Here is a 23,729-nt window from a genome sequence, read left to right as displayed (position 1 = left end):
TTAGCGGTACTCGACCTTGCCGGCCTCCGGACCCTTCTGGCCCTGGCGGACGGTCACGCGCACCTGATCGCCTTCCTGGAGCGTCTGCATGCCGGAGCGACGCAGAACGTTCACATGGACGAAGACGTCCTTGCCACCGGTGCTCGGCGTGATGAAGCCGAAGCCCTTGTCGGCGTTGAACCACTTGACGGTGCCGTCGACCTCTTCGCCGCCGCCGGCGTCGTTGCCCCAGCCGCCGCGGTCGTAACCGCCGCCGCCGCCGTAGCCGCCACGGTCATAACCGCCGCCGCCAAAGCCACCGGCGCCGCCCGTGCGGGCCGGACGGGCCGAACGGGTCGCGGTGGAGGTGTCCACGGACTGGATGGAAGCAACCTGCGGACCCTTCGGGCCGCGGGCGAGGTCGCAAACGATGGTGGCGCCTTCGTCGAGCGCGTCATAGCCGGCGGCCTGGACCGCGGAGACGTGCAGGAAGGCGTCGGGCGAACCGTCCTCGGGTGACACGAAGCCGAACCCCTTGGTGGGGTTGAACCACTTCACAGTGGCGGTGACGTTGGCCTTGGTGATCTCGGGAGCGCGGTAGCCCTGACGGGGCGGGCGGTCGAACATGTGTCTTCAAGCTCATAGAGGATGCCGAATTATCTTTGTCACAGGGTACGGGCCATCCGTCAAGCACGCCAAAGGCCAGACGCCCTTTCCTGCGACATTCGGCCAAGGGGATGTCTGTCCGTTCGGAAGGGGTATCGGTCCCGAAGGAGCCCGGTGCCGTCCCCGTCGCCCTCTCGGCCCCCGCCCCCTCCGCAGCCCCGAGAGAAGAGGGATTTCCTTTGCCAATTGAACAGGTTAGGAGATTTTCAACAGCGCGCGGCGAGGCGCACGCCGCACACAGGCGCAGGCACCGCAAACGGCGCGCGCATACGTCTGTGACAAAATCCCGACATGGTTGTCTTCCGCCAAGGGTCATAGTGACGACAGCCATTCCCCCAGCTTCGTCCAACGCCGCCGTCCCTGCGTCCCACGCACCGCCATGGCGAGCGCGCGGCGCTGGCCGAGCATGATCACCAGCCGCTTGCCCCGCGTCACGCCCGTATAAATCAGGTTGCGGTGGAGCATCGTGTAATGCTGGGTCACCACCGGGATGATGACCACCGGGTATTCGGACCCCTGGCTCTTGTGGATCGTCGTCGCGTAGGCAAGAACGATCTCGTCCAATTCTCCGAAATCATAGGCCACAGGGCGACCGTCGAAAGTGGCGGTCAGCGTCCCCTCTTCCGGATCGACGGCGGATACGATGCCGAGGTCGCCGTTGTAGACCTCCTTATCATAGTTGTTCTCGACCTGCATGACCTTGTCGCCGGGACCGAAGGTCCAGCCGAAGCGCTCGACTCGGGACTCGCCCGGCGGGTTCAGCACCTTCTGCAATTCGATGTTCAACGACCGCGCGCCGAGGCCGCCGCGGTTCATCGGGCAGAGGATTTGCACGTCGCGCACCGGGTCGGCCCCGAATCGGCGGGGAATGCGGTCGCGCACCATCTCGATCAGCTTCGCCACCCCGGCCTCCGGAGTCGCCGCCTCGACGAAGTAGAAGTCGCTGTCCTCGCCGGCCTTCGGCGTCTCCGGCATCTGGCCGGCGTTGATGCGGTGGGCGTTGACGATGATGCGGCTGGTCGCCGCCTGCCGGAAGATTTCGGTCAGCCGCACCACCGGCACCGCGCCGGAGGCGATCACGTCGCCCAGCACCTGCCCCGGCCCGACCGAGGGCAACTGGTCCACGTCGCCGACCAGAAGCAGCGCTGCCCGCCCCGGCACGGCGCGCAGCAGGGCGTTCATCAGCGGCACGTCGACCATGCTGGTCTCGTCCACCACCAGCAGGTCGCAGTCCAGCGGGTTGGTCTCGTCGCGCTTGAAGCCGCCGGCCTGCGGGTCGGTCTCCAGCAGGCGGTGAATCGTCCGCGCCTCCAGGCCGGTGCTCTCGCTGAGCCGCTTGGCGGCGCGCCCCGTCGGGGCGGCCAGCGCGATCGACACGCCCTTGGCCTTCAGCATGGTCAGGATGCTGTTCACCAGCGTCGTCTTGCCCACCCCCGGACCGCCGGTGATCACCAGCAGCTTCGACGTCGCCGCGTGGCGCAGCGCCTCCCGCTGTCCCTCGGCCAGCGTGATCCCGGCCTTCGCCTCCACCCAGGGAATCGCCTTCTCCGCGTCGATCTCCGGCCAAGGCACGGGACCGCCGGCCAGCCGGCGCAGCCGCTCGGCGATGGCCCGCTCCGCACGGTGGAGCGCGGCCAGGAACAGGCAGGGCTCGCCGCCCAGGCTGTCGGCGACCACCGCGCCGTCCTGCCGCTCCAGGTCCGCCGCGGTCTCCAAAATGGACGCGTCGATTTCCAGCAGCTTCACGGCCAGCGGGATCAGCTCCGCCACCGGCACGCCGCAATGGCCCTGGTCCGTCGCCTCGGCCAACGCATAGCCGATGCCGGCCCGCGCCCGGATCATCGCGGTCTTCTCGATGCCCAGCCGGGCGGCCACCGCGTCCGCCGTCTTGAAGCCGATGCCGCGGATGTCGCGGGCCAGCCGGTAGGGGTTCTCGGTGATGAGCTGGATGGCCTCCGGCCCGTAGGTCTTGAAGATTCGCACCGCGCGCGAGGTGCCGACCCCGTGGCTGTGCAGGAAGATCATGATCTCGCGGATCACCTTCTGGTCGGCCCAGCCGGCGATGATGCGTTGCGCCCGCTTCGGCCCGATGCCGGTGACCTGCCGCAGCCGGTCCGGCTCCTGCTCGATCACGTCGAACACGGCCTCGCCGAACGCCTTGACCATCTTCTTCGCGTAGACCGGCCCGATGCCGCGGATCAGGCCGGAACCGAGATACTTCTCGATCCCCTCCACCGTGGTCGGCGGGGTGGCGCGCAGGAAGTCGGCCTTGAACTGGAGCCCGTGGTTGCGGTCGTTCACCCAGGCGCCGCTGGCCTGCACGAATTCCCCGGCGCCGATGGTGGCGGCGTGGCCGACCAGCGTGACGAGGTCGCGCTGGCCGCGCACCTTCAGCCGCAGCACGCAGAATCCCGTCTCCGGGCTGTGGAAGGTCACCCGCTCCACCAGCCCCGACAGCGGTTCCCGCGGGGGTCCCGCCGCGGTGGAGGCATCGCCGGATATGCTCATGCCACCCAACATAGGTGCTGGCGGGCCTTTGGGGGAGTTCCCCGCGCAACCGCCGCAGCGCGGCAATTCGGAGGAAGACCGCGGCGCCGCGAATGTGTACCTTGTCGCGCGAACCCCGCGCCGGACACCGGACCGAACGGACCGCGCCGGAGCGGGCTTGCGGTGAAAAAAACGTCAGCCAAAGAACGACAAACCGAAAAACCGCGGTGTCTACGACTTCGGAAGGAAAGAGCAGCAATGGTGACGGAACGCATTCAGGTTGGCGGCTTGCAAGTTGCCACGGAGCTTCACCGCTTCATCGAGAACGAAGCCCTGCCGGGCACCGGCGTGACGCCGGAGCAATTCTGGTCGGGCCTTGACGCGATCCTCCACGATCTGGCCCCGCGCAACCGCGCGCTGCTGGCCAAGCGGGACGCGTTGCAGGCCCAGATCGACGAGTGGTACCGCAGCCGCCGCGGCCAGCCGCTGGACCGCGCCGCCCACACCGAATTCCTCAAGGAGATCGGCTATCTCCTGCCGGAAGGCCCGGACTTCGCCGTGACGACCGAGAACGTCGATCCGGAGATCTCCACGACCGCCGGCCCGCAGCTCGTCGTGCCGGTGATGAACGCCCGCTACGCGCTGAACGCCGCCAACGCCCGCTGGGGCAGCCTGTACGACGCGCTCTACGGCACCGACGCCATCCCCGACACGGACGGGGCGGAGCGCACCGCCGGCTACAACCCGAAGCGCGGCGAGAAGGTCATCGCCTTCGCCCGCGACGTGCTCGACCGCGCCGCCCCGCTGTCCGACGGGTCGCACGCCGACGCCGCCGGCTACACGGTGGACAACGGCCGCCTCGTCGTCGCGCTGAAGGACGGCCGCGCCACCGGGCTGGCCGAGCCGGAGCGTCTGGTCGGCTACAACGGCGCGCCGTCCGCCCCGACCGCCATCCTGCTGGCCGACAACGGCCTGCACATGGAAATCCGCATCGACCGCAGCCACCCGATCGGCAAGACCGATGCGGCGGGCGTCGCCGACCTCGTGCTCGAATCCGCCCTGACCACCATCCAGGACTGCGAGGACTCCGTCGCCGCCGTGGATGCCGAGGACAAGGTGCTGGCCTACCGCAACTGGCTGGGCCTGATGACCGGCACCCTGACCGCCAGCTTCCCCAAGGGCAGCGGCACGGTGGAGCGCCGGCTGAACCCCGACCGCAGCTACACCAGCCGGAACGGCGAGACGATCACGTTGCCGGGCCGCAGCCTGATGCTGATCCGCAACGTCGGCCATCTGATGACCAACAGCGCGGTCCTGCTGAAGGACGGCAGCGAGGCACCGGAGGGCATCCTCGACGGCATGATCACCTCGCTGATCGCGCTGCACGACGTCAAGGGCGCCCGCCTCAACAGCCGCGCCGGCTCCGTCTACATCGTGAAGCCGAAGATGCATGGGCCGGAAGAGGTCGCCTTCGCGGACGAGCTGTTCGCCCGCGTCGAGGACGCGCTGGGCATCGCGCGCAACACGCTGAAGATGGGCATCATGGACGAGGAGCGCCGCACCACGGTGAACCTCAAGGAGTGCATCCGCGCCGCCGCGGCGCGCGTGGTGTTCATCAACACCGGCTTCCTCGACCGCACCGGCGACGAGATGCACACCGCCATGGAAGCCGGCCCGATGATCCGCAAGAACGACATGAAGTCGTCCGCCTGGATCAAGGCCTATGAGGACTGGAACGTGGACACCGGCCTGCTCTGCGGGCTGAAGGGCCACGCCCAGATTGGCAAGGGCATGTGGGCGATGCCCGACCGCATGGCCGACATGCTGGCCGCCAAGGTCGCCCACCCGCAGGCCGGCGCCAACACCGCCTGGGTGCCCTCGCCCACCGCGGCGACGCTGCACGCCCTGCACTACCATCAGGTCAACGTCGCCGCCCGCCAGGAGGAGCTGGCCCGCCGCGAGCGCGCCAGCCTGGACGCCATCCTGACCATCCCGCTGGCCGACCGCCCCAACTGGTCGGAGGAGGAGATCCAGCAGGAGCTGGACAACAACGCCCAGGGCATCCTCGGCTACGTCGTGCGCTGGATCGACCAGGGCGTGGGCTGCTCCAAGGTGCCGGACATCAACAACGTCGGGCTGATGGAAGACCGCGCCACCCTGCGCATCTCCAGCCAGCACATCGCCAACTGGCTGCTCCACGGCATCACCACCGAGGCGCAGGTCATGGAGACGATGAAGCGCATGGCCGCCGTGGTGGACAAGCAGAACGCCGGCGATCCGCTCTACCGCCCGATGGCCGCCGACTTCGACGGCAGCGTCGCCTTCCAGGCCGCCTGCGACCTCGTCTTCAAGGGCCGCGAGCAGCCGAACGGCTACACCGAGCCGGTGCTGCACCGCCGCCGCATCGAGGCCAAGGCGAAGGCCGCCGGCTGAGCCGACGCGCCATCCGGCACGCATCGGAGGCCCTTCCCCGTTCGCGGGGGAGGGCCTTTTTCTTTGCTCAAGGCCAGTGCGCCCGCTGGGCCCAGACACGGCAAAGCCCAGACCAGACACGGCAAAGCCCAGATATGGCGAAGGCCGGAAACCCGTCTGGGTTCCGGCCTTCGAGGATGGTGGGCGCGACAGGGATTGAACCTGTGACCCCTACGATGTCAACGTAGTGCTCTCCCGCTGAGCTACGCGCCCATCCGTGTCGCCGGTCGGTTCGGGGTTCGGCATCCGTCTTGCGTCCCGTCCGGCGTGGGCGTGGGGTGTACCATCATCCCGGAGGTCTGGCAAGCCCGGATTTCACTTTTTTGCCGCCCGCCGACGGAGGCCCCGTTTTTTCCCGCCGACGGGACACCACGCGCCCCCCTCTGTTGAGGCGCGAGCGGGACGGTGCGTGACAGAGCCGCCCAGGTCCACTACATCACAGTGCCATGGATGCTTCCGTCGACGCCGCCACACCGGAGCCGGCCTTCGAACTTCTGGCCCCGGACGAACAGACCAAGCCGCTGGTGCTGGCCTCGCCGCACAGCGGCAACCGCTATCCGGCCGAGTTCCTGGCGGCGGCGCGGCTCGACCCGCGCGCGTTGCGCAAGTCGGAAGACTGCTTCGTCGACGAGATCTTCGCGGGCGCCCCGGCGCTGGGCATACCGCTGATCCGCGCGCTGTTCCCCCGCGCCTTCCTGGACGTCAACCGCGAAGCCTACGAGCTGGACCCGGAGATGTTCGCCGACCCCCTGCCGCCCTACGTCAACACGCGCTCGCCGCGCGTGGCCGCCGGGCTGGGCACCATCGCGCGGGTGGTCGCCAACGGGGAGGACATCTACCGCGGCAAGCTGCGCTTTTCCGAAGCGGTGCGGCGGGTGGAGCAGTGCTACACGCCCTACCACACGGCGCTGCGCCGTCTGGTCGAGGACACGCGCGCCCGATTCGGCCACGCGGTGCTGGTCGACTGCCATTCCATGCCCTCCCCGGGGCTGGGCGACCGCGACAACCGGCGCAGCGACATCGTTCTGGGGGACTGCTTCGGCAATTCCTGCGCCCCCGTGGTCACCGAGACGGCGGAACGCTTCCTGCGCGGCCTGGGCTACACGGTCAGCCGCAACGCGCCCTACGCCGGCGGCTACACCACCCGTCATTACGGGCGCCCGCGCCAGGGCATCCACGCGCTGCAGATCGAGATCAGCCGCGACCTCTACATGGACGAGGCCACGCTGTCGCGTCTGCCCTTCCTGACCGTCCTGACCCGGCACATGCACGAGATGGTGGACAACATCGCCCACCTGCCTCCCAGCCCCCTTGCCCCGCGCTGACCAGCCCGTCGCGCACCGGGCCGCGCACAAAAAAAGGCCGGGGCAAAGCCCCGGCCCGAGTCTAGGGAGGAAACGCCCAAGAAGTGCGTTACGGCATCGCCCGCATCGCAGACACGATCGATGCCGCACTGCACAATATGATGGAGCCCCGCTCAGGGATCAAGAGGGAAAATGATTTTTCATGTCATTCAATGGCTTAATCGAAGTTAAGACACAGCTCGGGCGCAGCGCAAACAGCCATTTATGCTGCATTGCACACAGAATCCCGGCCCTGCTTCCGCACAATCTGGGGCTGGCGGCGCGCCCGCCAACCCACCCCGGTCCTTCGGCATAATCCATCCGACCGATAGGGAACCAACCCTCCATACGGTCGTTTTGTCCCTGCGCGTCCCGGGGTCTGCCCCGCCACGCGCGATTCGGCCGCCGTTCCAAGCGGTCGTCCGGCACCGGAGAACCACCCACGTGAGCAGACTGGTCGTCGTATCCAACCGCGTCGCCCCCATCGACGAAGGCAAACAGGCCGCCGGGGGCCTCGCCGTGGCCGTGCTGGCCGCGCTGAAAAAGACCGGAGGCATCTGGTTCGGCTGGAGCGGCACGGTGGTCGAGGAGGAATCGCAGAGCGAGCCACGGCGCACCGATGTCGGACGCCTGACCTACGCGACGCTGGACCTCAGCCGCCGCGACTTCGAGGAATATTACAACGGCTTCGCCAATCAGACCCTGTGGCCGCTGTTCCATTACCGCGTCGGCCTGATCGAGGTCAGCCGCCGCACGCGCGAGGGCTACAAGCGCGTCAACGGCTATTTCGCGGAGAAGCTGGTCCCGCTGCTGCGCCCCGACGACATGGTGTGGGTCCATGACTACCACCTGATCCCGTTCGGGGAGGAGTTGCGCCAGCGCGGCTGCACGCAGCGCATGGGCTTCTTCCTGCACACCCCCTTCCCCGCGCCGGAGATCCTGGTGGCCCTGCCGAACCACCGGGAGCTGATCCGGGAGCTGTGCGCCTACGACCTCGTCGGCTTCCACACCCAGGTGGATCTGCGCAGCTTCGCCGACTACATCCGGCAGGAGTTGGACGGCGAGGTGGAGGACCGCGGCCCCGAGGGCGGCATGCTGATTCACGCCTTCGGACGCACGCTGCTGGCCCGTGCCTTCCCCATCAGCATCGACACCGAAAATCTCGTGGGCATCGCCGAGACCGCCGTGCGCTCCCGCCACACCGAGCGGCTGAAGGAAAGCCTCGTCGGGCGGCGGCTGATCATCGGGGTGGACCGGCTCGACTACTCGAAGGGCCTGCCGCAGCGCTTCCAGGCCTTCGAGCAGCTGCTGGCGGCCTACCCGGAGCATTGCAACCGCGTCTCCTTCCTCCAGGTGGCGCCGCCGAGCCGGGAGGACGTGCCGGAATACATCGCCATCAAGCGCGAGCTGTCGGAGCTGTCTGGTCGCATCAACGGGCGCTTCGCCGAGTTCGACTGGGTTCCCATCCGCTACCTGAACAAGAGCTTCGGGCGGCGGGTGCTGGCCGGCTTCTACCGCACCGCCCATGTCGGTCTGGTCACCCCGCTGCGCGACGGCATGAATCTCGTCGCCAAGGAGTATGTCGCCTGCCAGGACGCCGACGATCCCGGCGTGCTGGTGCTGTCCACCTTCGCCGGGGCCGCGCGGGAACTCGATTCGGCTCTGATCGTCAACCCCTTCGACATCGAGGCGGTGGCCGACGCCCTCCAGCGCGCCCTGACCATGTCCCTGCCCGAGCGCAAGGAGCGCCACGCCGCGATGATGCGCATCCTGCGCAGCCACGACATCGGCTGGTGGCGGGAAAGCTACGTCGATGCCTTGACGCGCGCGCCGTACGGGTGAAACTGATTTTATGACCACAGACAGCAATGCCGCATCCGGCCCCGTCACCCTGGTCGCCGACATCGGCGCCACCAACGCCCGCTTCGGCCTGATCGACGGCGCGGGCATCCATGGTTCGCGCGTGCTGCGCTGCGCCGACTTCCCGTCGCTGGAGGCGGCGGCGCTGGCCTATCTGGGCGGTGTGGCGCACGACGCCCGGCCCAGCCGCGGCGCCTTCGCCATCGCTGGCCCGGTGACCGGCGACGCGGTGCTGATGACGAACCGCGGCTGGTCCTTCTCCACGGCCGAGGTGCGCGGCAAGCTGGGGCTGGAGCGGCTGGTCGTCATCAACGACTTCACCGCCGTCGCCCTGTCGGTGCCCCGCCTTACCGCCTCCGACGTCCATCAGGTAGGCGAGGGAGCGCCGGTACCGGGCCGCGTCGTCGGCGTGGTCGGGCCGGGCAGCGGGCTGGGCGTATCGGGGCTGGTGCCCGGCCCCGAGGGCTGGACCGCGCTGGCCGCGGAGGGCGGCCACGTCACCATGGCGCCTGTCAGCGACCGCGAGAGCGCCGTGCTGGCCCAGCTCCGCAAGAGCTTCGACCATGTGTCGGCGGAGCGGGTGCTGTCCGGGCCGGGGCTGGTCAACCTCTATCAGGCGCTGTGCGTCCTCGACCACCAGGAGCCGGAACCCTTCACCCCGGCCCAGGTGTCCGACGCGGCGACCGCCAACACCAACCCCCATTGCGTCGAGGCGGTGGAGATGTTCTGCGCGATGCTCGGCACCGTGGCGGGCAACCTCGCTTTGACGCTGGGCGCGCGCGGCGGCATCTACATCGCGGGCGGCATCGTGCCGAAGCTGGGTCCCCTGTTCACCCACTCCCGCTTCCGCAAGCGCTTCATGGAGAAGGGGCGGATGCGCGACTTCCTGGCCCCCATCCCGACCTACGTCATCACCCACGAGCTTCCCGCCTTCCTCGGTCTGGCGGAGGCCGCCGAGCGGGCATAAAGGCGTTTCAGGCCGTTAGCCGCGAGGCGGCCAGCGTCAAGTCGGCCAGGAAGGTCGGCTGTTCGGCGAGCTGGCCGCGCAGGATGTAGCTGGGGTGGAAGGTCGCCACCACCTCCGCCCCCGGCACGAGGCGGCAGGGCTGGACCGTGCCGCGCAGCTGCATGATCCCGTTCAGCCCGGTCAGCGCCCACAGCGGCGTGCGGCCCAGCGCGACGATGACGCGGGGGGCGAAGCCCTCCAGCGTCCGCTGCAGATGCTCGATCTCGCCGGAAAACTCCGCCAGCACCCAGTCGGAGGCGCCGAACGGCCCCCAGCGCTCGTCCAGCGCCCGCCCCTCCTTCTTGGCGCGGGTGCGCGACGCGAAGAAATGCCCCACCTTGTTGCCCGGCGGCTGGTAACGGAAGACGTTGGCGACGAGGCATTCCGCCCGCTCCACCCCCGCCGCCTTCAGCGTCTCGTCGAGGAGCTGGCCGCTGCGCCCGACGAAGGGCACGCCGCGCCGCGCTTCCTCCGCTCCCGGCGCCTCCCCCACGATGGCGAGGCGCGGCCCGGCGGCGGTCTTCGTGGGCTGCTGGTAGTCGGCGAAGGGCAGGTCCGTCATGCGCGCGTCCATGGTTGGTCGTGAGGCTTGCCGCCGGGAGGCTTCGGCCCCAGCATTGTTCGAAACGAGGAGTTCGAACCAACAACACCGGAGGGCACGAGATGGCGACACAACAGGAGCTGGCGGGAAAGAGCTGCGAACCCTGCCGCGGCGGCATCCCCCCGATGGACCGCGCCATGGCGGAAAATTATCTGGTGCAGGTGCCCGGCTGGTCGATCAAGCCGGACCCCGACCGGCTGGAGCGCGACTACCGCTTCTCCAACTTCCGCGAGGCGCAGCGTTTCGCGATGCGCGTCGGCGACCTGTGCGAGGCGGAGGGCCACCACGCCGAGATCCTCTATGGCTGGGGCCATTGCACCGTCACCTTCTGGACGCACAAGATCAAAGGTCTGCACGAGAACGACTTCATCATGGCTGCCAAGGTCGAGGGGCTGATGGACGAACCCTACGCCCCGGTGTCGGAGTCCATGGGCGACGTCTCCCCCACCGCGCGCCACGGCTGATTTCTTCGCCTTCTCCTCAACTTTTTCTCCTCTCGCCTTCGGGGAGAGGGTTAGGGTGAGGGGGTTGCGCGTGTCGTTACGTCCGGCACAAGCGCACCCCCTCACCGGCCCTTCGGGCCACCCTCTCCCCAGAGGGGAGAGGGTTACGCCACCGCGCCAGCCCGGAGCACGCCCCATGCCCAACGCCCAGCCCACCGTCATCCAATGGGGCCTGTCCAGCTACAGCGGTTGGGGCGTCAACGGGTTGCAACTGGCGCTGAGCTGGACGCGCAGCGGGCGGCTGGTGCCGGTCTGCTCGCTGCCGCTGCGGCTGGAAGACATCGCGCTGTCTCCGCTGGAATGGCGGCGCATGGCCGGCTTCGTCCGCGAGTCCGAAACGCTCTGCCGGCAGATCGCGCCCCATGCGGGGCAGGAGATCGGGGTATCGGTGCCGGTGCTGCGCGGGCTCGGCAACAACCTCGTCGGCAGCCGATCCGTGGAGGGCGTGACTCTGAAGGGCCAGCCCACCGTCGGCGTCTGCTATCTGGAGGACACCGCCATCGACGCGGAGGGCCGGGCGCGGGCGGAGCACTGCGCGGCCATCGTCGCCGGGTCCAGCTTCGTCGAGCGGGTGCTGACCGGCGCGGGCATCGGGCGGGTGCGCACGGTGCTGCAGGGCGTCGATCCCACCCACTTCCATCCGGCGCCCAAGGTCGGCTGGTTCAAGGACCGCTTCGTCGTCTTCTCCGGCGGCAAGCCGGAATTCCGCAAGGGGCAGGACCTCGCCCTGCTCGGTTTCCGCGCCTTCGCCGAGCGCCATCCGGAGGCGCTGCTGTTGACCGCTTGGCACAACCCCTGGCCGGAGAGCGCCCGCTCGCTGGAGGCCAACCCCGCCGTGGCGCCGGTGCGCTTCCACGAGAACGGCGCGTTCGACGGCGCTGGGTGGGCCGCCGCCAACGGGTTGCGCGCCGATCAGGTGTTGGACCTCGGCCCGGTGCCCAACGCCGACATGGCCCGCATCCTGCGCGAGGTGGACGTCGGCCTGTTCCCCAACCGGGGCGAGGGCGGGACCAACCTTGTCGCCATGGAATGCATGGCCTGCGGCGTGCCCGCCATCCTGTCGGCCAACACCGGCCATCTCGACCTGATCGGGGCGGACACCTGCGTCCCGCTGACCCGGCAGGGCACCATCCGGACCGACTTCGGCACCGACGGCTGGGGCGAAAGCGACGTGGAGGAGATCGTTGCGGCGTTGGAGCGCCTGTGGGCCGACCGTGCCCGCGCCGCAGCCATCGGGCGAAACGGCGCCGCCTTCCTGGCCGGGCTGAGCTGGGACCGCTACGCAGACGGGGTGGCGGAGGTCGTGGAGGCGGTGCTGTAGCGCCTACAGCGCCTTCACCGCCGCCAGAAGCCGCTCCACCTCCGCCTCGTCGTTGTAATAGTGGGGGGAGGCGCGCACGACCTCGGTCAGGCCGCGGGCGTCCATATCGAAGGGGGTCGAGGGCGCGGAGGACACCGACAGGTTGATCCCCTGGCCGCGCAGGGCGGCCTTGATGGCGCGCGGGTCGCGGCCATCCACCGTGAAGGTGACGATGGCGCAGCGCTCGGCCCCGAGATCGCGCACCGTCACGCCGGGAAGCGCGGCCAAGCGGCGCCGCAGCGTGTCGGCCAGAGCGAAGGCGCGGTCGCGGATCGCCTCCAGCCCCCAGGACAGCGCGTAATCCACCGCCACCCCCAGCCCGAGCCGGGCGGCGGTGTTGCTCTCCCACAGCTCGAAGCGGCGGGCGTCGGGGCGCATGGTGTAGCGGTCCGGCCCGGCCAAAGCGGCGCCGCTGTGGTCGAGCGTGTGCGGCTCGATGCGGTCGAGCCAGTCCTTGCGGACATAGAGGAAGCCGGTGCCCCGCGGCGCGCGCAGGAACTTGCGCCCGGTCGCCGACAGGAAGTCGCAGCCCAGCGCCTCGACGTCCACCGGCATCTGCCCCACCGTCTGGCAGGCGTCGAGCAGATAGGGGATGCCGTGCCGCCGGGCCACCCGCCCGATGGCGGCCGCCGGGTTGACCAAGCCGCCGTTGGTCGGGATGTGGGTGATGGCGATCAGCTTGACCGGACCCTTCCCCGGCTCCCCGATCATCGCCTCCAGCGCCGCGACGGAGGTCTGGCCGGTCTCGTCGCTCGGGATCACCTCGACCAGCACGCCGGTGCGCCGGGAGGCTTGCAGGAAGGGGATCAGGTTCGCCGCGTACTCGGCGCGCGCCGTCAGGATGCGGTCGCCGGGCCGGAAGCCCTCCCCCGGCAGGGCGGCCAGCGCGTTGAAGGCCATGCCCCAGGCCGCCGTCGCGTTCTCTGCCAGGGCCACCTCCTCCCGCGAGCAGGCGAGCAGGCGGGCCACGGAGTCGTAGACGCCCTCCAGCCGGCCATTGGCGTGCTCGGCCGCCTCGTAGCCGCCGATGGTGGCCTCCAGCGCCAGATGCGCGGTCACGGCGTCCAGCACCGGCTGCGGCGGCAGGGCGGCCCCAGCGTTGTTGAAATGGGCGACCTGCCGGGTCCCCGGTGTCTCCGCGCGGGCGCGCGCGATGTCGATGGTCATTCGCCCTCCCTCTGCCCCGGTGTGTCCGGTGGTTGTTTCTCGCCGATGTGCACCGCCAGCCAGACGGTCGGGGCGGCACGATCGGTCCAGGCCACGCGGTGCCGCCGCCGGGCGGGGATCATCACCCAGTCGCCGGGTCCAAGCGCGCGCTCCGCCTCGCCCTCAAGCTGCAACCCTGCGGCGCCCTGGACGACGAGCACGAACTCGTCCCAGTCCTGATCGTACCAGAAGCCGTCGGGGGACGCCTGACCGGTGGACAGGATGCGCTCGATGCGCACCGTCCCGGACGACGCCGTTTCCGCCAATGTCGTGAAAATCTCGTCCGGCAAAGATCTGGCCGGCAGGGCACCGGACGGCAGGCCCGCCAGCAGGTTGCCGGCCGGGACGCTCATCCCCAGAGTTCAGGGGCGGGGGGGAACAGAGTTCCACCCTCGTAATGCAGGGCCGGCGTGCGGTCCTCGGCCAGCAGCAGCGGCCCGTCGAGATCGACGTAGCGCGCCCCCTGGGCCAGCAGGACGGCCGGCGCCATGGCGAGCGACGTGGCGACCATGCAACCGACCATGATGTCGAAGCCGGATTCCTGCGCCGCCTGCTTCAGCAGCAGCGCCTCGGTCAGGCCGCCGGTCTTGTCCAGCTTGATGTTCACCACCTGGTAGATGCCCTTCAGCCGGTCCAGCGAGTCCAGCCCGTGGCAGGATTCGTCGGCGCCGAGCGGCACCGGGCAATCGATGCCGCGCAGCGCCTCGTCCTCGCCGGCGGGCAGCGGCTGCTCGATCAGTTCCACTCCCAGATCGGCCAGCACCGGGGCGAAGCGGCGGAGCATCTCCAGCGTCCAGGCCTCGTTGGCGTCGACGATCAGACGGGTGGTCGGGGCGGCCTCGCGCACCGCACGCACGCGGTCGAGGTCGCCCTCCCCGGTGAGCTTCATCTTCAGCAGAGGATGGTCCGCCGCCCGCGCCTTGGCGGAGGCGGCCATGGCCGCGGGCTCGTCCACGCTCAGCGTGTAGCAGGTGGTCAGTTTCTTCGGCGCGTCGGGCAAGCCGGCGAGCCGCCACGCCGGTTTGCCCGCCTGTTTGGCCTCCAGGTCCCACAGCGCGCAGTCCAGCGCGTTGCGCGCGGCCCCCGGCGGCAGGAGGGTGCGCAGCCGCTCGCGGTCCAGCCCGTCCGCCACCGCCCCGGCCAGGGACTCCAGCGTCTTGACGGTCTCGTCCAGCGATTCCCCGTAGCGGGCGTAGGGCACGCACTCCCCACGGCCCCGCTTGCAGGATTCGACCACCTCGGCGACCACGACCTCGGCCTCGGTCTTGGCGCCGCGCGATATGCGGAAGGTCCCCGCGATGGGGAAGGTATCGCGGCGGACATAGAGACGGCGGGCGGTGGACGACATGCAACTCTCCAGCAACGCGGCGGACCCGAAGTGTAAGCAAACCCGCCGCGATGACCAGAGCAGGGTGCGAATGCCAGCCTTACCCGTGGAGCCCGGCCCCGTTCATTCCCGCGCGCCCACCCATACCGGAGGTTGTGGGCGCCTGCTGCTGGCGCGGGTCCGGGTCCTGCACGATCACCCCGTACCAGCCCAGCCCCTTGTAGGTCTCGTAGCCCGGCGTCAGGGCGTAGCCGTAGGTGCGCCCGGCGGCGTCGGCGTAATGGCCCATGCTCTCTCCGCTGCGGCGGAGCTGAACGGTCTCGCTGAGGATGCCCCGCCCGTCGGAGGAGGCGATCACCCGGTGCCGCGCGTCGAGCAGAAGGCAACGCGAGCGGGAGCGCTCTTCCTCCTCCAGCCGAACGCCCTGGACGACGGCGGCGGCCTGCGGTTCCCAGTCGAAGAAGATGCCCAGCACGCCGATCGGATCGCCGTCCGTCTCGCCGCCGCGCCGGATCGCGGTGGCGTAGGTGGCGACCACACGGTCCTCCAGCCGGCCGTTGCGCGCCACGTCGCCCACCGTGAACTCGCCGCCGTTGCGCGTGGCCAGAGCCTGGCGGAACCACGCCTCGTCGCCCACGCGGGCGCCCCGGGCACCGGGGTAGCGGCCCGGACGGCCGGTGGCGATCACCTCCCCCTTCAGGTCGGCGATCCACAGGTCCAGATAGACGGTGTAGGACTCCAGGATGACGCTCAGCCGGTGCGAGGCGTGCTGGCGGCTCTCCTCCGTCGGGTCGGCGGCGCAGTCCACCACCGCGCTGTCGGTCGCCCACCAGCGCACGTCGCAGGACCGCTCGTACAGGTTCCGGTCGATGATCTCGATCATGTTCAGCGACAGGTCGGCCAGACGCCGCCCGTGCATCTCCTGCACCATGGCGCTGCCGGTGGTGGTCAGATGGTCGACGCGCGAGACGATCTCCGACCGCAGCTCCTTGGTGATGGTGTTCACCTGCTTGGAGATCTCGGAGACTTCATTCGCGACCACAGCAAATCCGCGCCCGGCATCCCCCGCCCGCGACGCTTCGATCAGGGCGTTCATCGCCAGCATCTTGGTGCGGCGGGTGATGTCTTCGATCAAGGACACCTTCCGGGAGGCGACGTCCAGGACGCCTCGGGAAAGCTCGAACAGTTCGTTTCCGGCCACACTCATCCCGAACACCTCTGTGAGTTTGGTGGGATATCTTTTTTTAGACGTCCAACCATCAAACGCTGTGCCAAACGCACATTGGGAACCATCTGGACGAGCAAAGCCTTGGAACGCCTGCGTTTTCACGCAAGCCCCCGGGGTCGACCTCAACGTTCTTGAGATATCAGTTTCGAAATTGTGATGAATTCGGCGTCATATTGGAGTCCGAACAATCACGTGCGGCACCGATGTTGCCGCACCGCACCCCACGCATCGCGTGCGCCGCAACAAAAACACCGGTTTCTTCTAAAAAATGAGACAAAAGGTCGCATGGACCCCGCCCGCCGCTCCGACACTGCTTAGTACACAAGCAAATGCCGAGCGGCTGATCAATGCCTACCTTTTAAGCAAGCGCATTTTTTGGGCAAAAGAGGCCGAACTGCACAAGAATGCGTCAGGCAACCTTGCTCATCTCATCGAGGAAAAGTTGCACTTCGCGCGTCAGCCGGTCGGCTTGGACGGTCATCCGCTCCGACGCGGCGAAGACCTCGTGTGCGGTGCCGCTGGTGCGCTCGGCGGCGGTGGTGACGTCCTGGATGTCCTCGGTGACGGCGCGGGTGCCGGCGGCGGCCTGATCCATGTTGCTGACGATCGCGCGGATCGCCGAGCCCTGCTGCCCGATGCCCGCGGCGATGCCGCCGGCGATCTGGTTGATGTCCTGGATGGTGTGGCCGATGCCGACGATGGAGGCGACCGCCACGTCGGTGGAGGACTGGATGCCGGCGATCTGCCCGGCGATGTCGCCGGTGGCCTTGGCGGTCTGGTCAGCCAGCCGCTTGACCTCCTGCGCCACCACGGCGAAGCCCTTACCGGCCTCGCCGGCGCGGGCCGCCTCGATGGTGGCGTTGAGCGCCAGCAGGTTGGTCTGGCTGGCGATGTCGTTGATGAGGGTGACCACCTCGCCCACCGTCTTGGCGGCCCCCGACAGATCGGCGATCAGCGCGTTGGAGCGCTCGGCCTCGCCCGCCGCGTTGGCGGCGACCTTGGCGACCTCCTCCACCTGGCGGGCGATCTCCCGGATCGAGGCCGACAGTTCCTCCGTCGCGGCTGCGACGCTGCCGACCGAGGAGCCGGTCTGCGACGCGGCGGCGGCCACCGAGGACGCCTTGCCGGTGGCGGTCTGGGCGTCGGTCTCCATGGTGCGGGCCGACATCTCCAACTGGTGGGCGGTGCCGGACACCTGCTCGCACACCGCGCGGATCTGCGTCTCGAAGCGGTCGGTCACCCCGGCGAAGCCCTTCACCTTGGTGGCGATGGCGTCGGTGGCGGTGTTGATGGTGCGCGACGCGTGCAGGAAGTTGCCCTGCATGCCCTTCAGCACGATCCGCCGGAAATATTTGTTGGCCGACACGTAGCTCATCGACGCGGTAGCCTCGCGGATGAAGGCGTCGGTCCGGTCGATCGAGTCGTTCAGGGCGTGCATCAGCTCGCCCAGGTCGCCCTTCTCCCGCACATTGACGACCCGCGCCTCGAAATCGCCGCGCGACACCGCCTGGCAGACCGCCACCGCCTGCCCCACCGCGGCGCGGGCGCGCACCATGCACAGCATGACGCCGACCAGCGCGGCCAGCGCGGCGGCCCCGATCCCGATGCGCAGCGGCGCGCCGCCGACGTCCAGCGAATCGGTCACCAACAGCGCTGCGACGAGCAGCGCGGCGACCGCCCCGAGCCCGAACGCCTTAGAGAGAGAAGACGAATTCGTCATACCCGATCCCCTTCTCCGTCAGCAGTCCGACAACGGTGGCGAAGGCCTCGTTCATGCCCTGCTTGCGGTCTTCGTGGCGGTTTTCGATGTCGAGAAGCGTGCGGTACAGCGGCACCACCTTGTCGATCGCGCCGCGGTCCGGCACCCGGCGCGACGAGTGGTAGCCGACCAGCCGACCGTTGACGTCGTAGCTGGGGGTGACGTGAGCGAAGACCCAGTAATGGTCGCCGTTGCGCGCCCGGTTCACGACGTAGGCGAAGATCTCCTGCCCCGCCCCCAGCGTGTCCCACAGCAGCTTGAACACGCAGCGCGGCATGTCCGGGTGGCGGACGATGCAGTGCGGGGCGCCCATCAGCTCCGCCTCGCTGTAGCCGGCCACGCGCTGGAACACCCGGTTGGCGTAGGTGATCCGGCCCTTCAGGTCGGTCTTGGAAACGATCACCTCATCGGCGTCGAAGAACCGCTCGACCCCGGTCAGCGTCCGGTCGCGGAGGCCGGGACTGAGAACAGCGCTGTGTGCCATGTGCCTGCGGTCGCGGGCCGAGAGCCCGGCGCCCCCTTATTGGTTCGCGGTCGGTTACAGGGCGTACATCTCCCCATCCGCGCGTTCCCGTCGGGCACTGGCGGACGCCGCAAAATAAAGACCATGCGGGTTATACAAAAGATTAAATTTGTTGCCGGGCGGAAATATGATTCAGCTCAACCGTCCGCTTGACACCGCTCAACCGTGGACCGGACGCAACGATGTGCCGTCGGCTCACTCCGGCGGGTAGGGAACGGTCAGCAGCCGGCCGATGGGCGGATTCTCGACGATCGCCGTCATGCCGTCCGGCCAGCGCACCTCCAGCCGTTCCACCGACCGGGCGCTGCCCAATCCGAAATGGGCCACCGGCTCCATCTGGCAGAGATAGCCCGATCCCGCGCAGACGGACCGGCGCTGCCGCCGCCCGTTGGCCGTGCAGGTCACCACCGCGCCGCGGGCCGGCGCGCCGTAGGGGGTCAGCGGCAGCACACGCAGCCACCCGTTGTGGTTCGCCGCCGTGCGGTAGAGCGACAGCGGCTGCGGCGATCCGCCGCCCAGCCCATTGCCGTGCGCGACAAGGAGTTCCAGCCGTCCGTCGCCGTCGATGTCGGCCACCGCCGCCCCGGTCCCCATCCCCTTGGGCTCCAACGCGTCGCCGAGATCGATGGCCTGCCAGCGGTCGTCGCGCCACCCGAACAGGCGGTTCGGTTCGCCGTGCAGGTTGAAGAACAACTCTTCATAGCCGTCGTTGTCGAAATCGGCGGCGATCACGCTGGACACCCGGCCCGGAAAGGACATCTCGGGATCGGCCTCGTCCACGAAGCCGCCGCCGGAGCGCTGGACGAACAGGCGCTGCGGCCCCTCCCAGGCGCCGACCAGCAGCCCGAACCCGCCATAGCCCGGCCCGTCCACCGCGGTCACCGCCCGCCCGGCGAAGCGCGAATCGGCGACTCCGCGTTCCTCGGCGATCTCCTCGTAGGTTCCGTCGCCCAGGTTGCGGAACAGGAAGTTCGGCCCACCCTCGTTGCAGGCGAACAGGTCCACGCGGTCGGACAGGAACGGCAGGGCGAGCAGCCCGCGCCCGGCGCCGATCAGATCGATGCCCGCGTCCTCCGCCGCGTCCTCCAGCCGCCCGCGGCGGCTCAGCTCGAACAGGCGGAAGGGGCCGCCGTCCGCCGCCACGACGAACCCGTAGCGGCCATGGCCGTGCCGGTCCATGGCGACCACCGAGCGCCCGGCGACGCGGTTCGCCATGCCGGCGTTCTCCGGCTGGGCCAGCAGGTCGAGCCAGTGCTTGCCGAAGCAGGCGAACAGCCGGTCGCCCATCTCCTTCGGCCCGCTCGCCCGGTCGGAGTTCAGGACGTACAGCTCTTCCCGCCCGTCGCCGTCCACGTCGGCGGCGGCGATGGCGACCGCGCAGCCCGAGGCGTCGGCCAGCAACGGCCCGGCGATGTCCACCAGCCGGGAGCCGTCCCATTTGAGGACGAGGTTGTTGGTGGCGTAGCCCGTGACCACCAGTTCGAATGCCCCGTCACCGTCGACGTCGGTCACGGTGATGCCGTTGGACAGGCGCGGCTGGTTGCCGTCGATCAGCCGCGAGCATTCGAAGAACATCGGCCGCCACTCCCTCACTGCCGCGACGACGCCCGGGGAGGGTTTGGCCCGCGAAGGCCGGTCCCTGACGGGCTCTAATCCGTTGATACCTCTTCGAACGGCGGAGGTAAACCCGCACGGAAGTCCAGCCTGCCGAGGAGCTGCGGCCTATGACCGCGCGGGAAGCGTCCCGGAGGGCATGAAAAATCCCGCCGCAGCGGGCCGGCTGCGGCGGGATCGGTTCACGGAGCGCAAGGACGCTCAGCGGCGCTTCTTCACGCCGCCGTTGGTCAGGGCGCCACCCGCGGCCAGCTTGACCGGATCGGACTCGTCGCCGTCCTTGGCCGCCGGACGGTTCCCGGCCACCGCCAGCTTGGCGCTTTCCTTCAGCGCCTTGGCGGCCGCCTCGCGGGCCGGCAGCTCGATGTTCAGCTCCAGGGTCGAGCAGTCACCGCCGCGGTCAAGCTTCACCTCGACCTTGTTCTGGTCGATGTCGATGTACTTGGCGATGACCGCCAGAAGCTCCTGCTGGAGCATCGGCAGATAGTCCGGCCCGGTCCGCCCGGCGCGCTCGTGCGCCATGACGATCTGGAGCCGCTCCTTGGCCTGGACCGCCGACGCGCGCGGGGCGGACCGGAAAAAGCTGAAGATGCTCATGCGGACCTCCGGAGGAGGCGGCTGAACAGGCCCTTCTTCTGGGGCGTGACGAAGCGGTGCTCAACGTCCTCACCCAGGAAGCGGGAGACCGCATCGAGATAGGCCTGGCCGGCGTTGGACGCCTCGTCGAGGATGACCGGCATGCCGACGTTGGAGGCGCGCAGCACCGCTTGGCTTTCCGGGATCACGCCGAGCAGCGGGATCGCCAGGATCTCCAGCACGTCGTCGACCTTCAGCATCTCGCCGCGCTCCACCCGCTCCGGGTCGTAGCGGGTGAGGAGAAGCTGCTGGGTCACCGGCTCCAGCCCCTGCTCCGCCCGGCGCGAGCGGGAGGCCAGCACGCCGAGGATGCGGTCGCTGTCGCGGACCGAGGAGACTTCCGGGTTGGTCACGATCACCGCGTGGTCGGCGAAGTACAGCGCCATCAGCGCGCCGCGCTCGATGCCCGCCGGGCTGTCGCAGACGATGTAGTCGAAGTCCTTGGAGAGTTCGTTCAGAACCTTCTCCACGCCTTCGCGGGTCAGGGCGTCCTTGTCGCGGGTCTGCGAGGTCGGCAGGATCGACAGGTTGTCGATGCGCTTGTCCTTGATCAGCGCCTGGCTCAGCTTCGCTTCGCCGTTGATGACGTTGATGAAGTCGAACACCACGCGCCGCTCGCAGCCCATGATGAGGTCGAGGTTGCGCAGCCCGACGTCGAAATCGATGACGACCGTCTTGAAGCCGCGCAAGGCGAGTCCGGTCGCGAAAGCGGCGGAGGAGGTCGTCTTGCCGACGCCGCCCTTGCCGGAAGTCATGACGATGATCTTGCCCAACGGAGCTTCTCCCACGTTCCTAAATGTTGCCGCCAAGGTCCGGTTACCGGGTTACGCAGATCAGGGTCTGTGCTGGGCACGCTTTGCGTGACACCGTCCTCGCACAGAGGGCCGTTCGACAGAAAGCGCTCAAAAGCGTCATCACTGGGGCTCCATGTGAAGATAGCCGTCGCGCAGGAAGATCTGCACCGGCTTCTTCAGCACGTCGTTCCCGAAATCCTCGCTGACGCGGTACAGCCCGGCCACCGAGACGACCTCGGCCTCCAGGCTGTGACAGAAGATGCGCGCGTTGGTGTCGCCGGACACGCCGGCCAGCGCCCGGCCGCGCAGCGCGCCGTAGACGTGGATGTTGCCGTCGGCCACCACCTCCGCGCCGGGGGACACCGGGGCGGTGATGACCAGATCCGTTTTTTCCGCGTAGATCTGCTGGCCGGAGCGCACCGGCTCGGTCACCAGCAGCGCCGGGCGGTAGACCGGCTCGGGCGGCGGAGCCGGGATCGGGGCGGCGCCGGCCTGCGGATCGGCAGGGGCGGCGGCGGACTCCAGCTTGGCGGCACGGCCGGCGGGCATCGGGGTCAGCCCGGCGGCGAGCGCCCCCTCGTGGACCGCGCGCGGCCCGCCCCGGAAGCCGACCGGCAGCAGGTACAGCGCGCGCAGGTTGGTCACCAGGGCGGCGATGTCGAAGCGCGGGGTGTCCTCCGTCAATTCCTCGAAATCGAGGACGACGGGGGCGTTCCGGAAGAAATTTGGCGCCTGCCGGACCTTGACGGCGAGCTGGGTGAAGAAGTCCGGCGACGCCGGATCATTCACCTTCAGCACCATCATGGTGAAGGAATTGCCCCGCAACTGGAACGGACCGTCCCGATCGGCACCCTGCCTGGCGCTGCTCACCGCTGCCATCCTGCTTGTGTTCCTGCCGAATCCGCGTCGTCCGCATGTCTGGGGCCATCGGCCAGGCACCAGGGCGGAAGGGTCAACCACCCGGGTTCTAGCGGCGCGGACCCCATCCGTTCAAGCCTTTCCCGGCGCCGATGGAGTGACAACCACCGGACACACGCGCCATCGGCCGGAACAGGGCGTCCCCGTCCGGGCTGAAGGTCCATGTGTTGCGTCAGCGGAAGGTCTCACTACAAAGTATGGTAATGGAACCGGATTCGCCGGGCAAAGGGTTTTGCAGGGATATGCCCTTTTCGCGCTGCGGCATCTTTCCCTCGCCACAGCACTCGCAAAGATGGTCAGCGCGACCTCGAAACATCCCCTCGTCGCAGCGCCGGCGGGTTCCCTCCGCCTCTGGCGGTAGCCCGTCGCCGCTGCGCCTCCACCTGCGGCTCATCCACAACATCTTGTGTGAATCTTTTGCGATGCCCGCAATTTCGCCTGACCTTCGCCGCCGCGCGCCCTATGTTTGTGATGTGAGGTTCCTATTCTGACGAAGAGGTTCCGCTTGCATCCTGCTTCGTTCCCGAGCGTCCGATTGTCGCCGGCACCCCATGACGGGCGCAGCCGACGGGACGCACGCCTCGCACCGGCAAGCCAGACTCCGGCCATCCTGTTGCACAGCAACATCGACGACCTCCCCTTGCGGGAGGTTTTTTTGTGCCCGGAGCCGCCGCCCACCAACGTGACGTTAGGAGAGCGATATGGCCAAACGCCAGACCAAAGGCAGCGCCGTTTCAGCGTCCGAGTCGACGGTCCACCCACTGTTCCCCGCCGCCGGCTGGGACCCCGTGGGCGGCGCCGACCGCCGCGACCAGAGCTATCTCCGCAAGGTCAAGCCCCAGAGCCCCAACCAGAAGAGGCTGATGGAGGCGATCAAGGACCATAACCTCGTTGTGGCGCTCGGCCCCGCCGGCACCGGCAAGACCTATCTGGCGATCTCCTCCGCGGTGGAGGCGCTGGAGGAGGGCAAGGTCGACCGCATCGTGCTGTCCCGCCCGGCGATCGAGGCGGGCGAGAGCATCGGCTACCTGCCGGGCGACATGCACGAGAAGATGGCCCCCTTCCTGCGCCCGCTCTACGACGCGCTGAGCGAGCGGCTGGGCGCCAAGCGCCTGCGCGCCCTGATGGCCGACGGCACCATCGAGATCGCGCCCGTGGGCTTCATGCGCGGGCGCACCCTGAACAACGCCTTCGTGGTGATCGACGAGGCGCAGAACTGCACCTACGCCCAGATCAAGATGCTGCTGACCCGCCTGGGCTGGCATTCCACCATGGTCCTGACCGGCGACCCCGACCAGACGGACCTGCTGGACAACCTGTCGGGTCTGGCCGACATCGCGCGCCGGCTGGAGGCGGTGGAGGGCATCGCCGTCGTCCGCCTGAGCGAGACCGACATCGTCCGCCATCCCCTGGTCGCTAGCATGCTGACCGTGCTCTGACGTCGTCG

At 68.9% G+C, this 23,729-nt stretch carries 20 protein-coding genes and 1 tRNA gene; 7 read left to right on the top strand and 14 right to left on the bottom strand.

Features of this window, described 5'->3' with window-relative positions:
• Together H0B54_RS13570 and recD2 are read right to left on the bottom strand one after the other, a co-directional pair.
• Entirely contained in the window at positions 1–606 is a 606-nt protein-coding gene (locus tag H0B54_RS13570; protein WP_094305911.1) for a cold-shock protein, read from the bottom strand.
• 351 nt (positions 607–957) lie between these two features.
• The gene (recD2, locus tag H0B54_RS13565) at positions 958–3,153 is read right to left on the bottom strand and encodes an SF1B family DNA helicase RecD2 (RefSeq protein ID WP_211109370.1); all 2,196 of its coding nucleotides are present in this window, start codon (positions 3,151–3,153) and stop codon (positions 958–960) included.
• Positions 3,154–3,393: 240 nt separating this feature from the next.
• Here recD2 and H0B54_RS13560 point away from each other — a divergent pair, with 240 nt between their 5' ends.
• The gene (locus H0B54_RS13560) at positions 3,394–5,565 is read left to right on the top strand and encodes a malate synthase G (protein ID WP_188260894.1); all 2,172 of its coding nucleotides are present in this window, start codon (positions 3,394–3,396) and stop codon (positions 5,563–5,565) included.
• Positions 5,566–5,742: 177 nt separating this feature from the next.
• Here the strand turns inward: H0B54_RS13560 and H0B54_RS13555 are convergent.
• Positions 5,743–5,817: transfer RNA gene (locus H0B54_RS13555), tRNA-Val, on the bottom strand.
• 233 nt (positions 5,818–6,050) lie between these two features.
• On the opposite strand from H0B54_RS13555, the gene H0B54_RS13550 reads away from it, so the two are divergent.
• The 3 genes from H0B54_RS13550 to H0B54_RS13540 all read left to right on the top strand — a co-directional run bounded on the left by H0B54_RS13550 (position 6,051) and on the right by H0B54_RS13540 (position 9,774).
• Positions 6,051–6,929, top strand: coding sequence for an N-formylglutamate amidohydrolase (locus H0B54_RS13550; protein ID WP_188260753.1), 879 nt, complete (start codon positions 6,051–6,053; stop codon positions 6,927–6,929).
• A 462-nt stretch (positions 6,930–7,391) separates the two neighbouring features.
• On the top strand, positions 7,392–8,789 hold the full coding sequence (gene otsA / locus H0B54_RS13545; RefSeq protein WP_094305913.1) for an alpha,alpha-trehalose-phosphate synthase (UDP-forming): 1,398 nt from the start codon (positions 7,392–7,394) through the stop codon (positions 8,787–8,789).
• A 10-nt stretch (positions 8,790–8,799) separates the two neighbouring features.
• Complete coding sequence (locus H0B54_RS13540) at positions 8,800–9,774, top strand: glucokinase (protein ID WP_188260752.1); 975 nt, start codon at positions 8,800–8,802, stop codon at positions 9,772–9,774.
• A gap of 7 nt (positions 9,775–9,781) precedes the next feature.
• Here the strand turns inward: H0B54_RS13540 and H0B54_RS13535 are convergent, their stop codons facing one another.
• Entirely contained in the window at positions 9,782–10,375 is a 594-nt protein-coding gene (locus tag H0B54_RS13535; RefSeq protein ID WP_246472518.1) for a uracil-DNA glycosylase, read from the bottom strand.
• A gap of 101 nt (positions 10,376–10,476) precedes the next feature.
• Between H0B54_RS13535 and H0B54_RS13530 the strand changes: the two genes are divergently transcribed.
• Both H0B54_RS13530 and H0B54_RS13525 read left to right on the top strand, forming a co-directional pair.
• Positions 10,477–10,878 (top strand): 4a-hydroxytetrahydrobiopterin dehydratase, encoded by a 402-nt coding sequence (locus H0B54_RS13530; protein WP_188260750.1) that lies wholly within the window; start codon positions 10,477–10,479, stop codon positions 10,876–10,878.
• A gap of 175 nt (positions 10,879–11,053) precedes the next feature.
• Positions 11,054–12,238, top strand: a complete 1,185-nt coding sequence (locus tag H0B54_RS13525) for a glycosyltransferase family 4 protein (RefSeq protein ID WP_188260749.1) — start codon at positions 11,054–11,056, stop codon at positions 12,236–12,238.
• A 3-nt stretch (positions 12,239–12,241) separates the two neighbouring features.
• Here H0B54_RS13525 and H0B54_RS13520 read toward each other — a convergent pair whose 3' ends face one another.
• From H0B54_RS13520 to minC, 10 genes are all read right to left on the bottom strand, one after another.
• Entirely contained in the window at positions 12,242–13,444 is a 1,203-nt protein-coding gene (locus H0B54_RS13520) for an aminotransferase class V-fold PLP-dependent enzyme (RefSeq protein WP_188260748.1), read from the bottom strand.
• Positions 13,441–13,836, bottom strand: coding sequence for a cupin domain-containing protein (locus H0B54_RS13515; RefSeq protein WP_188260747.1), 396 nt, complete (start codon positions 13,834–13,836; stop codon positions 13,441–13,443). Before H0B54_RS13515 ends, H0B54_RS13520 begins: the two co-directional genes overlap by 4 nt.
• Positions 13,833–14,831, bottom strand: coding sequence for an N-acetyl-D-Glu racemase DgcA (gene dgcA / locus H0B54_RS13510; RefSeq protein ID WP_188260746.1), 999 nt, complete (start codon positions 14,829–14,831; stop codon positions 13,833–13,835). Before dgcA ends, H0B54_RS13515 begins: the two co-directional genes overlap by 4 nt.
• Positions 14,832–14,910: 79 nt before the next feature.
• Positions 14,911–16,017 carry a methyl-accepting chemotaxis protein gene (locus H0B54_RS13505; RefSeq protein ID WP_188260745.1) on the bottom strand — a complete coding sequence of 369 codons (1,107 nt, stop codon included), beginning with the start codon at positions 16,015–16,017 and terminating at the stop codon, positions 14,911–14,913.
• A 430-nt stretch (positions 16,018–16,447) separates the two neighbouring features.
• Positions 16,448–17,758, bottom strand: coding sequence for a methyl-accepting chemotaxis protein (locus tag H0B54_RS13500; RefSeq protein ID WP_188260744.1), 1,311 nt, complete (start codon positions 17,756–17,758; stop codon positions 16,448–16,450).
• Positions 17,733–18,281 (bottom strand): PAS domain-containing protein, encoded by a 549-nt coding sequence (locus H0B54_RS13495; RefSeq protein WP_188260743.1) that lies wholly within the window; start codon positions 18,279–18,281, stop codon positions 17,733–17,735. Before H0B54_RS13495 ends, H0B54_RS13500 begins: the two co-directional genes overlap by 26 nt.
• 234 nt (positions 18,282–18,515) lie before the next feature.
• Positions 18,516–19,895, bottom strand: coding sequence for a CRTAC1 family protein (locus H0B54_RS13490; protein ID WP_188260742.1), 1,380 nt, complete (start codon positions 19,893–19,895; stop codon positions 18,516–18,518).
• A gap of 240 nt (positions 19,896–20,135) precedes the next feature.
• Complete coding sequence (gene minE / locus H0B54_RS30525) at positions 20,136–20,531, bottom strand: cell division topological specificity factor MinE (protein WP_094305925.1); 396 nt, start codon at positions 20,529–20,531, stop codon at positions 20,136–20,138.
• A complete protein-coding gene (gene minD, locus H0B54_RS13480) occupies positions 20,528–21,325 on the bottom strand; it encodes a septum site-determining protein MinD (RefSeq protein ID WP_425490036.1) in 798 nt (265 codons plus the stop codon). Before minD ends, minE begins: the two co-directional genes overlap by 4 nt.
• A 159-nt stretch (positions 21,326–21,484) precedes the next feature.
• Entirely contained in the window at positions 21,485–22,243 is a 759-nt protein-coding gene (gene minC, locus H0B54_RS13475) for a septum site-determining protein MinC (RefSeq protein WP_211109368.1), read from the bottom strand.
• A gap of 740 nt (positions 22,244–22,983) precedes the next feature.
• Between minC and H0B54_RS13470 the strand changes: the two genes are divergently transcribed.
• On the top strand, positions 22,984–23,721 hold the full coding sequence (locus tag H0B54_RS13470) for a PhoH family protein (protein ID WP_188260741.1): 738 nt from the start codon (positions 22,984–22,986) through the stop codon (positions 23,719–23,721).
• The last annotated feature ends 8 nt before the right edge of the window (positions 23,722–23,729 follow it).

This window comes from Azospirillum tabaci, from assembly GCF_014596085.1.
In the GTDB taxonomy this organism is placed as follows: Bacteria; Pseudomonadota; Alphaproteobacteria; order Azospirillales; family Azospirillaceae; genus Azospirillum; species Azospirillum tabaci.
Note: the sequence above shows the minus strand (reverse complement) of the source record. Positions and strands in the feature narration are given on the sequence as shown.

Bases quoted from the DNA above. Each gene is read 5' to 3' on its own strand.
- H0B54_RS13500 (WP_188260744.1), bottom strand. From the start codon at position 17,758: ATGACGAATTCGTCTTCTCTCTCTAAGGCGTTCGGGCTCGGGGCGGTC.
- minC (WP_211109368.1), bottom strand. From the start codon at position 22,243: ATGGCAGCGGTGAGCAGCGCCAGGCAGGGTGCCGATCGGGACGGTCCG.
- H0B54_RS13535 (WP_246472518.1), bottom strand. From the start codon at position 10,375: ATGACGGACCTGCCCTTCGCCGACTACCAGCAGCCCACGAAGACCGCC.
- H0B54_RS13550 (WP_188260753.1), top strand. From the start codon at position 6,051: ATGGATGCTTCCGTCGACGCCGCCACACCGGAGCCGGCCTTCGAACTT.
- H0B54_RS13540 (WP_188260752.1), top strand. From the start codon at position 8,800: ATGACCACAGACAGCAATGCCGCATCCGGCCCCGTCACCCTGGTCGCC.
- dgcA (WP_188260746.1), bottom strand. From the start codon at position 14,831: ATGTCGTCCACCGCCCGCCGTCTCTATGTCCGCCGCGATACCTTCCCC.
- H0B54_RS13525 (WP_188260749.1), top strand. From the start codon at position 11,054: ATGCCCAACGCCCAGCCCACCGTCATCCAATGGGGCCTGTCCAGCTAC.
- H0B54_RS13570 (WP_094305911.1), bottom strand. From the start codon at position 606: ATGTTCGACCGCCCGCCCCGTCAGGGCTACCGCGCTCCCGAGATCACC.
- H0B54_RS13495 (WP_188260743.1), bottom strand. From the start codon at position 18,281: ATGGCACACAGCGCTGTTCTCAGTCCCGGCCTCCGCGACCGGACGCTG.
- H0B54_RS13520 (WP_188260748.1), bottom strand. From the start codon at position 13,444: ATGACCATCGACATCGCGCGCGCCCGCGCGGAGACACCGGGGACCCGG.
- minD (WP_425490036.1), bottom strand. From the start codon at position 21,325: ATGACTTCCGGCAAGGGCGGCGTCGGCAAGACGACCTCCTCCGCCGCT.
- H0B54_RS13515 (WP_188260747.1), bottom strand. From the start codon at position 13,836: ATGAGCGTCCCGGCCGGCAACCTGCTGGCGGGCCTGCCGTCCGGTGCC.
- recD2 (WP_211109370.1), bottom strand. From the start codon at position 3,153: ATGAGCATATCCGGCGATGCCTCCACCGCGGCGGGACCCCCGCGGGAA.
- H0B54_RS13470 (WP_188260741.1), top strand. From the start codon at position 22,984: ATGGCCAAACGCCAGACCAAAGGCAGCGCCGTTTCAGCGTCCGAGTCG.
- H0B54_RS13490 (WP_188260742.1), bottom strand. From the start codon at position 19,895: ATGTTCTTCGAATGCTCGCGGCTGATCGACGGCAACCAGCCGCGCCTG.
- H0B54_RS13530 (WP_188260750.1), top strand. From the start codon at position 10,477: ATGGCGACACAACAGGAGCTGGCGGGAAAGAGCTGCGAACCCTGCCGC.
- minE (WP_094305925.1), bottom strand. From the start codon at position 20,531: ATGAGCATCTTCAGCTTTTTCCGGTCCGCCCCGCGCGCGTCGGCGGTC.
- H0B54_RS13505 (WP_188260745.1), bottom strand. From the start codon at position 16,017: ATGAGTGTGGCCGGAAACGAACTGTTCGAGCTTTCCCGAGGCGTCCTG.